This is a genomic window from Mycobacterium lacus, from assembly GCF_010731535.1.
Lineage (GTDB): Bacteria > Actinomycetota > Actinomycetes > Mycobacteriales > Mycobacteriaceae > Mycobacterium > Mycobacterium lacus.
On record NZ_AP022581.1, the window covers coordinates 203,190 to 217,766 of the forward strand.

General features: G+C 67.9%; 13 protein-coding genes and 1 pseudogene. 12 read left to right on the forward strand and 2 right to left on the reverse strand.

Going from position 1 to position 14,577, the window contains the following annotated elements; translation table 11 throughout:
* The first annotated feature begins 17 nt into the window (after positions 1-17).
* On the forward strand, positions 18-1,007 hold the full coding sequence (locus G6N24_RS00985) for a CaiB/BaiF CoA transferase family protein (protein WP_232070850.1): 990 nt from the start codon (positions 18-20) through the stop codon (positions 1,005-1,007).
* Between the two features lie 207 nt (positions 1,008-1,214).
* Here the strand turns inward: G6N24_RS00985 and G6N24_RS00990 are convergent, their stop codons facing one another.
* Both G6N24_RS00990 and G6N24_RS00995 read right to left on the reverse strand, forming a co-directional pair.
* Positions 1,215-1,535: a DUF4286 family protein gene (locus G6N24_RS00990; RefSeq protein ID WP_085159311.1), complete on the reverse strand. Its 321-nt coding sequence runs from the start codon at positions 1,533-1,535 to the stop codon at positions 1,215-1,217.
* A gap of 19 nt (positions 1,536-1,554) precedes the next feature.
* Positions 1,555-1,884: a 2Fe-2S iron-sulfur cluster-binding protein gene (locus tag G6N24_RS00995; RefSeq protein WP_085159332.1), complete on the reverse strand. Its 330-nt coding sequence runs from the start codon at positions 1,882-1,884 to the stop codon at positions 1,555-1,557.
* A 117-nt stretch (positions 1,885-2,001) separates the two neighbouring features.
* Here G6N24_RS00995 and G6N24_RS01000 point away from each other — a divergent pair.
* The 11 genes and pseudogenes from G6N24_RS01000 to G6N24_RS01050 form a co-directional block, all read left to right on the forward strand.
* Positions 2,002-2,575: pseudogene (locus tag G6N24_RS01000) on the forward strand (AMP-binding enzyme); the annotation flags it as partial.
* Positions 2,553-3,458: an acyl-CoA dehydrogenase family protein gene (locus G6N24_RS01005; RefSeq protein WP_085159309.1), complete on the forward strand. Its 906-nt coding sequence runs from the start codon at positions 2,553-2,555 to the stop codon at positions 3,456-3,458. The pseudogene G6N24_RS01000 and the gene G6N24_RS01005, both read left to right, overlap by 23 nt.
* Positions 3,445-4,542 (forward strand): acyl-CoA dehydrogenase family protein, encoded by a 1,098-nt coding sequence (locus tag G6N24_RS01010; RefSeq protein WP_085159307.1) that lies wholly within the window; start codon positions 3,445-3,447, stop codon positions 4,540-4,542. Before G6N24_RS01005 ends, G6N24_RS01010 begins: the two co-directional genes overlap by 14 nt.
* A gap of 1 nt (position 4,543) precedes the next feature.
* Positions 4,544-5,311, forward strand: coding sequence for an enoyl-CoA hydratase/isomerase family protein (locus tag G6N24_RS01015; protein ID WP_085159305.1), 768 nt, complete (start codon positions 4,544-4,546; stop codon positions 5,309-5,311).
* 143 nt (positions 5,312-5,454) lie between these two features.
* Entirely contained in the window at positions 5,455-6,606 is a 1,152-nt protein-coding gene (locus G6N24_RS01020; protein ID WP_085159303.1) for a thiolase family protein, read from the forward strand.
* A gap of 10 nt (positions 6,607-6,616) precedes the next feature.
* Complete coding sequence (meaB, locus tag G6N24_RS01025; RefSeq protein WP_085159301.1) at positions 6,617-7,531, forward strand: methylmalonyl Co-A mutase-associated GTPase MeaB; 915 nt, start codon at positions 6,617-6,619, stop codon at positions 7,529-7,531.
* Between the two features lie 241 nt (positions 7,532-7,772).
* Positions 7,773-8,921 (forward strand): PPE family protein, encoded by a 1,149-nt coding sequence (locus G6N24_RS01030; RefSeq protein WP_085159299.1) that lies wholly within the window; start codon positions 7,773-7,775, stop codon positions 8,919-8,921.
* 292 nt (positions 8,922-9,213) lie between these two features.
* Positions 9,214-10,485, forward strand: a complete 1,272-nt coding sequence (locus tag G6N24_RS01035; RefSeq protein ID WP_372514567.1) for an MFS transporter — start codon at positions 9,214-9,216, stop codon at positions 10,483-10,485.
* 41 nt (positions 10,486-10,526) lie between these two features.
* Entirely contained in the window at positions 10,527-12,038 is a 1,512-nt protein-coding gene (locus G6N24_RS01040) for a glycosyltransferase (RefSeq protein WP_085159297.1), read from the forward strand.
* A gap of 191 nt (positions 12,039-12,229) precedes the next feature.
* Positions 12,230-13,624, forward strand: coding sequence for an MFS transporter (locus G6N24_RS01045; protein ID WP_085159295.1), 1,395 nt, complete (start codon positions 12,230-12,232; stop codon positions 13,622-13,624).
* Positions 13,608-14,567 (forward strand): thiamine pyrophosphate-dependent dehydrogenase E1 component subunit alpha, encoded by a 960-nt coding sequence (locus tag G6N24_RS01050; protein WP_085159293.1) that lies wholly within the window; start codon positions 13,608-13,610, stop codon positions 14,565-14,567. Before G6N24_RS01045 ends, G6N24_RS01050 begins: the two co-directional genes overlap by 17 nt.
* Positions 14,568-14,577 lie beyond the last annotated feature (10 nt).

Sequence of the window (14,577 nt, forward strand, 5' to 3'; positions counted from 1 at the left end):
TTCTCGAGGTCGGCACCATGCTGGCCGGGCCATATGCCACCATGCTGCTGGCCGATCTCGGCGCCCAGGTCGTCAAGATCGAGCCGCTGGGCGGCGAGATCTCCCGCGGGGTCGGGGATAGCTACTTCGCCAGCCTCAACCGCAACAAGTTGAGCATCTGCCTCGACCTGAATTCCGATGCGGGACAGCGCCGCTTGGCCGAGCTCGTGGCGCGGTCGCATGCGCTGCTGGTCAACCTGAAGCCGTCGGCCATCCACAGGCTGCGCCTTACGTATGAGGCGCTGCGGCGGCACAACGAGCGGATCGTCTGCGTGGCGATCACCGGTTTCGGGCTGCACGGCGGCGATGATCCGGCCTTCGACTACGTGATTCAGGCGACAACCGGTATCGCAGCACTGACGGGTGAGCCGGACGGCCCACCGACGCTGCCCGGCTATTCCTCGGCCGACAACTCCACCGGAATGTGCGCGGCGCTCGGACTACTCGCCAAGATCGTCTCGGGGGAGGGCGGGCAGGTTGACGTGTCGCTGCGCGACGTCATGCTGTCGCAGCTGAACTACCACGCCGCCGCCTACCTCAACGACGCCGTCGAGCCGCATCGTCGACCGTACGGTGCGCACTCGTATTACGTTCCGGCGCAGCTGTTCCCGACGGCCGATGGGTATCTTGCACTGTTCATCACGCACGACGGGTTCTGGCGATCCTTCGCCGCTGAGGCGCGCATCGACGGTTTCGCGACGATGGCCGAGCGGTTGGTCCGGCGCGACGAGGTCCTGGCCGTCGTGACCGCGGCGCTGGCGACCGACACCGCCGCGGGCTGGGAGCTGCGACTGCGCCCGCTAGGGGTTCCGGCAGCGGCCGTCCGCACGCTCTCCGAGGCGCTCAAGGCGACCCCGGAAGTGGTTGTGGCGGCAGGTGATTTCCGCCTCGTCGGCAACCCGATCCATGTTTCCGGTTACCAGCCCGAGTATCGGCCGCCGCCGGGGCTGGGGACCGACGGCGTCTGAGAAGCCGTGTCGCCTGGTCACTTCTGTCGCACAGGTCTGTCCGCCGGGGGATGCGCGGTGCGCCCATCTCCTAGCGACAATGCGGGTTGGTGCCGTGCGGCACCTGGGTTGTCGCTATGAGCTGGGCAAACTGCTGGTCGCTTCCCTGGGGAGGCTGGTGTGCTAGATGTGACTGGGGTGTCGCGACGGCGCATGGGTTGGCGGGTGCTAGCCCGCCGGTGTGTACTCGGTCGTCACCTCGAGTAACCGCATCACCGGCGGCGGATCGAACTGCAGCGCGTCGGACATGTGCAGCTGGCCGGCGTTGGCGACCATGTTGTCCAAAATCGCCTGCAGATCATCACCTTCGATTTCGTAGAGCGCGACGTATGGACCGTCTCCATCGACTGTCCTCAGGCGCCGCGCCGAAACGAATCCGTCGAGCGCCACGAGTTCGGGCATGTGGACTTCGTCGTACCAGGTGTTGTACTCCCGGTCGCGATCGGGAGAACTGGGTCGACTCTCGACATAGATGATCCCTTTTGTCATGTCACGGCCTCTCTGGTGGCTACTCGTAGCGCACGGTGATCGAATCGGTATCGGGTACCCCTTGGCACGTCAGAACGTAGCCCTCGGCCACCTCGTCGTCTTCGAGAGCGTCGTTGACCCGCATGGTCGCGTGGCCCTCGGTGAGTCTGGCCATGCACGTGCCGCAGTTTCCCGCCTCGCAACTGAAGGGCGGGTCCAGCCCGGCCCGCCGCGCGCTCTGAAGCAGCGTCTCGCCGGGCACCAGGGGCACTGACACCTTCTTGCGGTCGAGGTGGATCGTGACCGTGCCGCCGGTTGGTGCGGGATCTGTCACCCGTGGGGTCTCCTCGATGATGCGGGTGACCGTCACCTTGACCACCCCTTATGTACTTGCGTTCTTCAGCATAGAGAATATTATTCTCACCAGGCGATAGGATCTTCTCAAGACAGTGCGGATTGACGCCGGGAGGAACGGGACGTGACCGAGCCGGCGGCGTACGTGTTCGGTGCACCGCAGCCGCCGCGGGGCGATGCGCTGCTGGTGTTCAGTTCCGGCACCACCGGCCTGCCGAAGGCCGTGCGCCACAGCCGTGCGTCGTTGCACGCGGGCGTCCGGCAGCGGCGTGACGCGCTGCAACCGACGGGCCGCGACCGTATCCAGGTCGCCACGCCGCCGTCGCACATCCTCGGCCTGCTCAACATCCTTACCGCGCTGTGGGCGGGCGCCTGGATGCGGCTGCATCGCCGGTTCGACGTCGAGGCGATGCTTTGCCACGTCGAATACGACCGCATCACGGTCGGTGCTGCAGGCTCATCCGGCCGTCAAAGATTGCGCGGTCTTCGGTGTGCCCGACGCGGTCGACGGGAAGGCGGTCGTTGCCGCGGTCACGACGCACGCTCCCGTCGGGGCCGTCGTCCTCGTCGCCCGGGTGGGCGAGAAGCTGGCGTCCTACAAGGGCCTGAGCCGGGTCGTATTCGTGGCCGACATTACTCGCCTGCCCACCGGCAAGGTGCTGCGCCGAGTCCTCGAGGAGCGCCATGGATGTACGTCTGACAGCTGAGCAGCAGCAGCTGCGCGACGCCGCGGCCAAGCTGGCCGACAACCTTGGGCCCGGGGCGGTTGCCGATCTCGCCGACGAGAGCCGAATTGCGCGCCTGGACAAGCACATTGAGTTGACAGGCTGGCGATCGCTGCGGTCCGATGCAGCGTCCGGCGTCGAAGTCGCCATCGTCGCCGAGGAATTCGGGCGCAGGCTGGTCGACGCACCGTTCCTCGGGCCGGTGCTGGCCGGCGATCTGGCCCGGCACATCGGTGCCGAGGCCCAGGGAACGACCATGGCGGTCGGCGACCGTGCCATCGATGCGCGCGGATGTCGACGGGCTCTGCTGTTGTCGGGCACCACGGTGCTGATGGCCGACCTGGACCCCGATCGCGGCGGCGCGGATTTGACCAGGGCCCAAGCGGGCATCATCGGGTCGCCGGTGGCCGTCGGCGGGGTGTCCGCCGAGGTCGCCGGGCGCTGGCTGGCCCTCGCGCTGGCCGCCACCTCGGCGGATCTGGTCGGTGTTGCGCGAGGCGCTCATTCGATCGCCTGCGACTACGCGAAAATCCGTGAGCAGCATGGAAAGCTCATCGGTTCCTATCAAGCCGTCGCCCATCTATTGGCGGAAAGCCTTGCGCTGATCGAAGGTTCGGTGAGCGTGCTGCGGCATGCGGCATGGGCGGTCGATGCACTCGAGCCGGCCGAGGCCGTGCGGGCAGCGCAGGTCGCGAAGGTGTACTGCGCGCGCGCCTCCCGAACCGTCTGTGAGACCGCCGTGCAGGTGCATGGCGGCATCGGAAACACCTGGGACTGTCTGGTCCACGTCTACCTGCGCCGTGCGCTGACATCGACCGAGCTGTGGCCGGCAAACCTCGAGGAGATTGACTTTGGACTTTCGTGACTCGCCCACCGAGGCCGCCTTCCGGCAGCGGCTGCGATCCTGGCTTTCGTTGCGCGCAGGAGACTTTCCCAGCTCCGGCGACGAGTATTGGGCCCGTCAGGCCGAGTGGCATCGGGCCCTGTATGAGGGGGGCTTCTTCGGCTTGTCATGGCCCCGCGAGTACGGCGGCCAGGACCTGCCGCCGGTTTACGACGGCATCGTCGATGAGGAGCTGGCACGCGCCGGCGCTCCGCCGCGCCCCAGCGTGGGCTATTTGGTTTTCGGCATCGGCAGGCATGGCAGCGACGGGCTGCGGCAACGGTTCCTGCCCGGCATCATCGATGGCACCGAACGCTGGTGTCAGGGTTTCAGCGAGCCCGGCGCGGGCTCGGATCTGGCGTCGCTGACCACCACCGCCACCCGCGAGGGCGACACCTATGTGGTGCACGGACACAAGATTTGGACCAGTTACTCCGACGTCGCCGACTGGTGCCTGCTGCTGGCTCGCACAGACCCGCAGGCCGAGCGCCACCGCGGCCTGTCGGCGTTCGTCATCGCGATGAAACAGCCTGGCGTGCAACAGCGTCCGCTGCGCATGATGAACGGGGTCACCAACGAATTCGGCCAGGTGTTCTTCGACGGTGCAACCGTACCGGCGGAGCAGATGGTGGGCGCCCCCGGAGACGGCTGGGCGGTGGCCATGACCGTCGTCGGCCACGAGCGCGAACCGTCCACGCTGGGCTATGCCGCCCGATACACCAAGCTCGTGCGAACCCTGTTGGCGCGCAACTCGAAGATTCATGGCCCGGTCACCGAAGAGCTTGCATGGGCCGCGGTCCAGGCGGAAATGCTCACCCATCATGTCCAGCGGCGGCTCTCCGAACAACTCGACGGAGTGTCGCACGGGCCCCAAGGATCGCTCGACAAGCTGCTCATGACTTGGGTCGAGCAGTCCATCGGGCACGCCGCACTGGCGGTCGGCGGGACCCGCGATCCAGACCTGCTCAGCGCCTACCTCTACAGCCGCGCGCAGAGCGTGATGGGCGGGACATCACAGATACAGAAGAACATCATCGCTTCCCGGATCTTGGGATTGGGAGTCTGACATGTACGACATGCCAACCGAAATCGACGTCCGGGCCGACGGGGCGCTGCGGATCATCACCCTTAACCGGCCGGATGCCCTCAACGCGGTCAACGACAATCTGCATACCGGACTCGCGCGGCTGTGGCCACGGTTGAGCGATGACCGCACGGCCCGCGCCGCGGTGCTGACCGGCTGCGGCAAGGCCTTCTCGGCCGGTGGAGATTACTCGTATCTCGCCGAGTTGGCCCATGACGGCGATCTGCGGGCCAAGACCATCGCGCATGGTCGCGAGATCGTCCTCGGCATGGCCCGCTGCCGAGTTCCCGTGGTGGCGGCCGTCAACGGCCCGGCCGTGGGACTTGGCTGCAGCCTGGTCGCGCTGAGCGACATTGTCTACATCGCCGAAGACGCCTTTCTCGCCGACCCGCATGTGCAGGTGGGGTTGGTGGCCGCCGACGGCGGCCCGCTCACCTGGCCGCTGCACATCAGCCTGATGCTGGCCAAGGAGTACGCATTGGCCGGCACGAAGATTCGTGCCGAACGGGCCGTGGAACTCGGCCTGGCCAATCACGTCGCCGCCGACCCGCTCGCCGAAGCGGTGGCCTGCGCAAAACGAATCATGGAACTGCCCCAGCAGGCGGTGGAGAGCACCAAGCGGGTGCTCAACATCCACCTGGAGCGCGCCGTGCTGGCCAGCCTGGACTACGCCCTGTCGGCCGAGCACCAATCGTTTACCACCGAGGACTTCCGGTCGATCGTCACCAAGCTGACGGCCGATAAGAACTGAGCCGTTTGGCGAGCAGACGCGGAATCGCACAAATCGGACCCGATTTGTGCGATTCCGCGTCTGCTCGCGAGCCAGCATCTTGCAACTCTAACTCTCAGAATGAGAGAATGGTGTTCTCATCGCCATGCAGACGGAGAAGACCCGTGCCTGAAGCTGTCATTGTGTCCGCGTTGCGCACGCCCATCGGCACCGCCCGGAAAGGAACCCTGCGCGACACCACCGCCTATGACCTGGCCCACCATGTGGTTTCCGAAGCCGCCGCGGACCTGGACCCGTCGCAGGTCGATGACGTGATCCTGGGCGAAGGCCTCTACGGCGGCGGAGTGCTCGCCCGGCACGCAGCCATCACCGCGGGGCTCGCGTCGGTGCCCGGACTGGCCAACAACCGGCATTGCGCGGCCGGTCAGGCGGCGGTGCAGAGCGCGGCGGCAAGTGTGCGCGCCGGCATGGATCAACTCATCATCGCCGGCGGCGTGAACTCGGCATCGACGTCGCCGCGGTCACGGCTCCACGTGGACGGCGCGTGGGTCGACTGGTTCCCGCCGACCCATCCGGACCGGCCCGATGCGCCCAACATGGACATGTCGATCACCGTCGGCTGGAACGCCGCGGTCACGGCGGGCATCGGCCGCGAGGAGATGGACGCGTGGGCGCTGCGGTCGCATCGCAACGCGATCGCCGCTATCGACGAGGGCCGCTTCAAGGAGGAAATCGTTCCCATCGAGACCCCGCACGGCCTCTTCGGCGTCGACGAGCATCCCCGCCGCGACACGAGCATGGAAAAGCTGGCCGCGCTCCAGCCGCTGCATCCGGAGATCGAGGGCTTCTCGATCACAGCGGGCAACGCCTGCGGCGCCAACGACGGCGCCGCCGTGCTGACCATCGCCAGCGATCGGCTGGGTGCCAGGCTGGGATTGCCCGCGCTGGGCAGGATCGCGTCCTGGGCATCCGTCGGCGTCGACCCCGCTGCCACCGGCCTGGCGCCGGTAGAGGCAATCCCGAAAGCCCTTGCCCGGGCACAGCTTTCGATCTCGGACGTCGACCTGTTCGAAATCAACGAGGCGTTTGCGTCGATGTGTGTGGCCACCGTCAACATGCTCGACCTGGATCCGGACCGGGTCAACGTCAACGGCAGTGGCTGCTCCCTGGGCCATCCGGTGGCGGCAACCGGTGCCCGGATGCTGGTGACGTTGGTGCACGAATTGCGGCGGCGCGGCGGCGGTGTGGGGGTCGCGGCGATGTGCGCGGGCGGCGGCATGGGTTCCGCGACCGTCATCGAGGTCGCCGCTCCGTAAACTACGCAAGATGGACCTAGCCGATCTGATTGCCAATGCGCGCAACGGATCTCAGCGTGCGGCGGGTCGGCTGCTCAGCCTCGTCGAGGGGGCGGGACGCGAGGAGGTGCTGGCCGGCATCGGGCCGTCATCGGCGACCGCGGCCAGGGTGATCGGCGTCACCGGGCCGCCGGGCGCGGGCAAGTCGACGACGATCGCGGCCCTGGTCGCCGCCTACCGGAAGCGGGGCTGCCGGGTGGCCGTCTTGGCCGTGGACCCGTCGTCACCCGTCAGCGGCGGCGCGCTGCTCGGCGATCGCATCCGGATGACCGCTCATATCAACGACCCCGATGTGCTGATCCGATCGGTGGCAAGCCGCGGTCACATCGGCGGTCTGGCCGCCGCCGTCCCCGCCGCCATCCGGCTGCTCGGAGCCATCCGTTACCGCGTAATCCTGCTGGAAACCGTGGGCGTGGGACAGTCGGAGATCGAGATCGCAGCCGTCGCCGACCCGACCGTCGTCATCCTCCATCCCGGCGCCGGCGATGCGGTGCAGGCGGCCAAGGCGGGCCTGCTGGAAGTCGCCGACATCGTGGCGGTCAACAAGGCCGATCGGGAAGGCGCCGAGCAGACCGCGCGTGATCTACGGGCCCAAACCCAGGCCCCGATCGTCAGCCTGAGCGCAGCCCGCGGGGAGGGCCTGGAGGAGTTGCTGGCCGCGATCGACGACCATCACCGCGCCGACAGCCGTGCCCGCCGGCTGGCCCGCGCCCGAGCGCAGATCCTGTCGCTGGCGCAAACCCTGTTGCGCGCCAGGCCGGACCTGGACCGCCTCGCCGAGTCGGTGGTCGACGGCGGCCACGATCCCTACACCGCGGCCGAACGGCTGTTGTCTCCCACATCGGACACATCGGACCCATCGGACACATCGGACCGGCAGGATTGAGGGGACGGCCCGCCGAGTCGGACAGCGCGTCGGCGCCTCACCCGGGGCGGGGGACACAACATCCGTCGATCGGGGGACGGTGTGATTCATCCGCCCAGTGACCGGTCAGTCGACAGACATCGTCGTGCCGTGACTGCACTCTGGTGTCATGTGTTTCGTGACCACCCTCGGGACCGGCGGCGGTTCCTGCGCGGCGACCGAGGCGGCTAACGCGATCGCAACCCGCTGACAGGACTGCCACATGGTGTATGCGGCGCTGCCGCCCGAGATCAACTCGGGGCGCATGTACGCAGGCCCGGGAGCGGGGTCGATGCTCGCCGCCGCGGCCGCCTGGGATGCGCTGGCCGGCGAGTTGAGCTCCACCGCGATCTCCTTCGAATCGGTGATTTCCGGATTGACCAGCGGGGCGTGGCTCGGCGCCTCCTCGGTGGCCATGGCCGCCGCGGCCGCGCCCTACGTGACGTGGCTGCGCGCCACCGCCGCTCAGGTCGAACAGGTCGCCAGCCAGGCCAGAGCGGCGGTGGCCGGCTACGAGGCGGCGTATGCGATGACGGTGCCCCCCGCGCTGGTCGCGGCCAACCGCGCTCAGCTGATGACGCTGATCGCCACCAACCTGCTGGGCCAAAATTTCCCGGCGATCGCGGCCACCGAGGCCCAATACGGCGAAATGTGGGCCCAGGACGCGACCGCGATGTATGGCTATGCGGCGGCTTCGGCCGCCGCGACCAATTTGACGCCGTTCACCGAGCCGCCGCAGATCGCCAACCCCGCCGGGCTGGCCGCTCAGGCGGGCGCGCTCACGCAAGCCACCGGCAACTCCGCGGCCAACAATGTGGTGGCGACGCTGTCCCAGCTGACGTCCGCGGTGTCCCCGCTGTTGCAGGCGGCCGGCGATTCGAACCTCCCGCAATGGGTGGAGGATCTATCGACGGTGATGAGCATCCTCGGCACGCCGTTCTTCGTGTGCACATCGTCGGCCGGGTTGATGATGTCGGCGATCTCCACCATCAAGGGTTTCGCACCGGCGGCCGCGGCGGTGGCGAGCCAGGTCGCGACGGGGCTTGGCGCGGCCGCTTCGGAGGCGGCTGCGGCCATGGGTTCGGCAACCCTGAGCGGTGTGGCGTCGGCGGGCCTCGGTCAGGCGACGACGGTCGGGGCATTGTCGGTGCCGCCGGCCTGGGCCGCGTCGGCTCCGACGCTCAGCCCTTCGGCGATGGCGGCGTTGCCGGGTGCCGCGATGAGCGCCGCTCCCTCGGCCGGCCCGGCCGGCGGCGCCCCGGGCCTGTTGGGCGGATTGCCGATGTCGGCCTCGCCCGGCCGAGCCGAAGCGGCTGGCAACGGCGCCCAAGATGGGATCGCGCCGCTGCGGGTGCTGCCCCAGTTGATCTGACCGCCCGAGTCTTGGACCAGTGGGAAGTGGCAATTATCCGCATGGCTATGTCCCCCGATCAGAGGAACGGCATTCGCCGGCTATTAGGGCCGATCGGAGGAGGTCTGCGCCGCGGACGGCAAATAACGTGCGCTGCGTGACGACAACCGTCGCGGTCAATCGCCGGGTGCTGGGCCCCGGCCCCGGCGTCGACCTCACGACCGCTTATCTGCGCCTGCGAACGCTTGCCGCCTGCCACCTGCGCGCGTCGAGCGCAGGCCCCAGCGATGGTTACGTCCGCACCCAAGCGGCGATTGCGGCACGCCCCCCCATCGTTTCCGGTCCCGCCCGCGCGACCCTGGACGGATACCCGGCCGTGATTTGGCTGCTGATGGCCGGGAACATGGTGGTGCGCGCGGCGGGATTCGCATACCCGTTCATGGCGTACCACGTGGCCGGGCGGGGACATGCGGCAGCGGCCGTTGGCACCGTGTTGGCGGTTTTCGGTGTGGGTTGGGCCGCGGGGCAGCTGGTCTGCGGGTGGCTGGTGGACCGCATCGGGGGCCGGGCGACATTGATGTCCACCATGGCGGTGGCGGCCGTGGTGCTGGCGCTGATGGCCGAGGCGCGCAGCGTGCCGGCGTTGGCCGTCGGGGCCCTGATCGTGGGCGTGGTCTACGACGCGCCGCGCCCGGTGCTGGGTGCCGCGATCGCTGAGTTGATCCCTGACCCCCGGCGGCGAGCGAAGCTCGACGCCTTTCGCTTCGGCTGGATCCTCAGCGTCGGCCGTGCGGTCACCGGCGTGGTCGGCGGTTTGGTCGCCGGCTGGTCCGGCACTGCGGTGCTGTTTTGGGTCAACGCCGCCGCTTGCGCGCTGCTCGGGTTGGTTGCGGCCCGCTGCATCCCTGGTCAAGCGTGCCGCGCGGCCCCGGCGAAGGCGGCTGGGCCCGAACACGTCAGTTACCGGCAGGCCTTCGCGGACGGTCGCCTGGTTCTGCTGTTCGCCTCCAGCGTGGCAACAATGACTGCGGTCAGGGGCTTGTACGCCGCGGTGCCCATGCTGATGGCCGACCGCGGGCTGGGTGCCGGTGAATTCGGCTGGGCGCAGTTGGCCAACGCGCTCGCGGGCATCGCGCTCACCCCGCTGATGATGCCCTGGCTGGGCCGGCGAGTCGCGGCCCGTCGCCACGCGAGGCTTGACATCCTGGTCGTCGCGGGCGGGTGGACGACCTTGAGCATGGCGGGCGCCGCGTTCGCGCACACCACGTTGGGTTTCGCCCTGGCCACGGCAATATGTACGCCGGGGGAGATCGCCTGGCTGGTGATCGCGGCCGGTATCGTGCACCGGATCGCCCCACCCGCCAATGGCGGGCGCTACCACGGAATCTGGTCGATGACCCTGGCAATTGCTTCGGTGATTGCGCCAATCATGGCTTCCTACAGCCTGACCCATGGTGGCGATCTCCTGGTCGCCGTCGCCACGGTGACTGTTGGCTTGATCGGTGCCGCCCTGTGTCTGCCGCTTGCGCGCGTGTTGAGTGGGTCCAGGGGGCACGCCCCGATGAATGCGGAGCCGACGAATTGACGTCCATTCCCGTTTCCACAAGCAAGGCGGTTCCATCGGTGATGAGCTCTGGCACGGACGAACGCGCGAAGGTCGACCTGGCGGACCTGCATAGGCAGCCGACGTCGCTGCAGGACCGCGCCTTTAGCGAGTCGGAAACCGAAGTCGCCCAAGCGATCATGCACGACTTCGCCCGCACCAACCCGGCGATGTCTGCCCGGCAGGGGATTCGGATGTGGCAGAAGTGTGCCGCCCAGGGTGTGGCGGCGGCATGCGTGATCACGGCGGTGGTGGCGCCCTCGGCGCTGTTGCTTGTCTTGCTGGCGCTGACGACCGCGATCGTGCTGGTGTCGTTTGTGGTCGCGATGGCGGGTCTGCGCGATGCGAAAAGCAACGGGCGTAAGCCGATCCCTGAATTGGCGGACGAGCAACTGCCCACGTACACGGTGTTGGTCCCGGCGTATCGCGAGGAGGAGGTGATCGGCGATCTGGTCCGCTGCGTGGCCAACTTGAACTACCCACCGGAGCGGCTTGAAGTGCTGTTGCTGGTAGAACGTACGGACGTCGCGACTCAGCGGGCCATCGCCGCGGCGGAGCCGCCGTCGTACATGCGAATCGTGCAGGTGCCGCCTGGGCCACCGCGCACAAAGCCGCGTTCTTGCAACGCCGGGTTGTTGGTGGCCAGGGGCGAGTTGCTGGTGATCTTCGACGCCGAGGACCGGCCGGAGCCCGATCAGCTCAGGAAGGCCGCCGCGGTGTTCGCCGCGGATTCTGGCGAGCTGGCCTGCGTGCAGGCCGTATTGCAGACCAGCAACATGCGAACAAACTTGCTCGCGCACTGCTTCGGCGTGGAGTACGCGCGACGTTTCCGATTGACGGTGCCGGGATTGGCGGCGCTCGGCGCGCCATTTCCGCTGGGCGGAACCAGCAACCACTTTCGCACCCAGGTGTTGCGGGATGTGGGTGGCTGGGACGCCTGGAACGTCTCGGAGGACGCGGATCTGGGCATGCGGCTGCACGCGTTGGGCTACCGGTCGAACGTGGTCGACTCCGTCACGTACGGCGACGCACCGGATCGGCTGCGCGACTGGATCTCGCAGCGCACCCGTTGGCACAAGGGCTTCCTCCTAACCGCGCTCGTCCACACCCGGGCACCGCGCGACACGATCCGCAGGTTCGGCCCCCGCGGCCTGCTGAGTCTCATCGTCTTCGTCCTCGGTATGCCGGTCCAATTCCTAGCTCAAACACTGATTTTCGCTCTCGGTGTCGGTGACACGCTCGGTTACGGGGGTCTGATCGCAGTCGAGGTCGATCCCGGCGCCATCGCGGCGGTTCAAGTTGGCACCACGCTGACCTGGTTGATAGCGACGTACCTGGCCCATCGCGAACGACGCTGGAGTCATCTGCGCGCGGTTGCCGCCCTTCCCGTGTACTGGCTGGCGCACTGGGCCGCGGCATGGCGTGCGCTCTACCAGCTGGTCACGGCGCCGTTCCTCTGGGAGAAGACCGCGCATCGCGCCACCACCGCCGAGTCGCCTGCCAGGCGACTTCGCATGTCGAGGGTCGCAGGCTGACGGCGTTAACGTGCGCCCAGAGGTAGGAATTTGGCGAAATCCGCACCCGCACAGCGCCGCCGAAGCGCAACGAGCGAACCCGACGCTGAACCGGTTTGGTGGTGTCCCCCGATTGGGGGAGGAGGCGTTCGTCATCCTTTCGGACCGATCGGAGGAGGACTGCGCCGGAATCCGTCTCTACCTTGAGATTTGTGACCACAGCGGCGGCCATCGCAGTCACGGATCGGGTGCTGACCAGCGATCCCGATGCGGCCTGCCCAACCGTCGATTCCGGCGGCCTCCGTCCGTCTGCCGCGGGCGATCTGGCCGAGGTCGGGACCGAGGCGCCAACGACCCGGGATAGCTATCCGACCGTGGTCTGGCTGCTGCTGGGCGGGAACCTGCTGGTGCGCTCGGCAGGTTTTGCCTATCCGTTCTTGGCCTACCACGTGGCCGGGCGGGGCCATGCCCCGGCAGCGATCGGTGTGGTCCTAGCGGCCTACGGGCTGGGATGGGCTGTGGGACAACTGCTGTGCGGATGGCTGGTGGACCGTATCGGGGCCCGGACGACGCTGGTGTCCACCATGTCCGTGGCCGCCGCGGCGCTGGTTCTGATGGCCGGGGCGCCGAGCCTGGCGGCGTTGCTGGTCGGGGCCACGATCGCCGGTCTGGTTTGCGATTCATCGCGTCCCGTGCTGGGCGCCGCGATCGCCGATTTGGTTTCCGAGCCCGCGCGACGGGCGAGAGTCGATGCCTGGCGTTACGGGTGGGTGCTGAACGTCGGTGCCGCGATCGCCGGCGGGGTAGGCGGTCTGCTCGCCGACCGGTGGGGCACCCCGGTGTTGTATTGGATCAACGGCATCGCGTGCGCGGTCTACGCGGTGGTGGCGGCTCGCTGCATACCCGCTGGGGTGCACGGCCGAGTGCGTGAATATTCAGGGGTGCCCAGCACCGGCGCAACGATGGCGAAAACCGGCTATCGGCAAGCGTTCTCGGATAAGCGGCTGGTCCTGTTGTTCGCATCTGGCCTGGCAACGCTGACGGCGTTGATGGGGTTCTTCTCCGCGTTGCCCATGCTGATGCGCGACTGCGGGCTGGGTGCCGGCGCCTGCGGCTGGGTGCAGTTGAGCAACGCCTTGGCCGCCATCGCACTCACCCCGTTGCTGACGCGATGGCTGAGCGAGCAGCTCGCTAGTGGCCCGCGGCTTGGCATCCTGGCTGGAGCGGCTGTGTGGGTGAGCCTATGCATGGGGGCCGCAGCGCTGGCGCATACGACGGTTGGCTTCGGTGCGGCTGCGGTCGCGTGTGCACCCGGCGAGATCGCCTGGTTTGTGGTGAGCGCCGGCATCGTGCATCGGATCGCTGCACCCGCCAACGGCGGGCGCTACCACGGAATCTGGGCGATGGCGCTCGCGGCTGCCTCGGTGATCGCGCCAATCCTGGCTTCGTGCAGCCTGACACACGGCGGGCGTCCGCTGGTGGCTGCTACCACGGTGTCGGTTGGTCTGCTCGGCGCGGCGCTGTCTTCGCCACTGGCTCGTGTTCTGGCCTGTGCCAACGAGATCCCCGTGAAGAGGGAGGAGCCGACTAGTGACTTGCATCAGTGAGAGTTCGGCGACGCTCTTGCCCGGTCAATTGGAGCTGTATCGCCGGATGTGGGTGGTGCGGCTGCTTGATATGACCTTGGAAGAATTGCGCGTCGAAGGTCTGATCGAACGGCCCCTGCAGGCAGGGTTCGGTCAGGAGGGGGTGGTTATCGGCGCCACCGCGGCACTGGGCGAAGGCGACATCGCCACCACGACGCATCGCCCACACGCCCTGCAGGTCGGCCTTGGCAATCCGCTTGGCTCGATGATCGCCGAAATGATCGGCCGCATCGTTGATCCCGAGTATGGTTTGCCGGCCTCGCCGGGCGCCGCATCGCAGTCACCGTTGCTGGCCATCGGGTATGCCTACTCGCAATGGCTCGATGACCACGGCCGGGTGACACTGTGTGCCACCGAGGATTCCGATGTCGATGCCAGCACCTTCCACGAGGCCGCGAACATGGCTGTGCTATGGCAGCTTCCGGTGGTGATTCTCGTCGAGAACATTCGTTGTGCGTTAAGCGTCCGCCTAGGCAGACCCGACAGGGACAGTCAGCTGTATCGCAGGGCAGCGGGCTATGGGATGCCGGGGGTGTCGGTCGACGGCAACGATGTCGAATCGGTTCGGGACTGCGTGGCCAGGGCGGTGGAACGAGCGCGCGCGGGCGGCGGCCCCACACTGGTGCAAGCGATCACGTACCGGACGACTGATTTCTCTGGATCCGACCGTGGCGGCTACCGCGACCTGGCGGGGTCCGAGCAGTTCCTGGATCCATTGGTCTTCGCGCGACGGCGGCTGCTTGCTGCCGGGGTCACCCGCGGTCAGCTCGACGAGACGGAGCGCGTGGCGCGCGACCTGGTGGCCGACGCTTTGGCGTACGCCAAAGCGAGGCCGCATCGCGATAATGGGGGGCCCTGGGGAACAGGAAGCCAGTCGGACGGACAGACGGAGTCTCGATCCTAGGGACTCGCCA

What these genes read in the sequence shown, in the direction of transcription:
- G6N24_RS01015 (WP_085159305.1), top strand. Translation starts at nt 4,544, where the DNA reads ATGTACGACATGCCAACCGAAATCGACGTCCGGGCCGACGGGGCGCTG.
- G6N24_RS01030 (WP_085159299.1), top strand. Translation starts at nt 7,773, where the DNA reads ATGGTGTATGCGGCGCTGCCGCCCGAGATCAACTCGGGGCGCATGTAC.
- G6N24_RS01040 (WP_085159297.1), top strand. Translation starts at nt 10,527, where the DNA reads ATGAGCTCTGGCACGGACGAACGCGCGAAGGTCGACCTGGCGGACCTG.
- G6N24_RS00990 (WP_085159311.1), bottom strand. Translation starts at nt 1,535, where the DNA reads ATGACAAAAGGGATCATCTATGTCGAGAGTCGACCCAGTTCTCCCGAT.
- meaB (WP_085159301.1), top strand. Translation starts at nt 6,617, where the DNA reads ATGGACCTAGCCGATCTGATTGCCAATGCGCGCAACGGATCTCAGCGT.
- G6N24_RS01005 (WP_085159309.1), top strand. Translation starts at nt 2,553, where the DNA reads ATGGATGTACGTCTGACAGCTGAGCAGCAGCAGCTGCGCGACGCCGCG.
- G6N24_RS00985 (WP_232070850.1), top strand. Translation starts at nt 18, where the DNA reads ATGCTGGCCGGGCCATATGCCACCATGCTGCTGGCCGATCTCGGCGCC.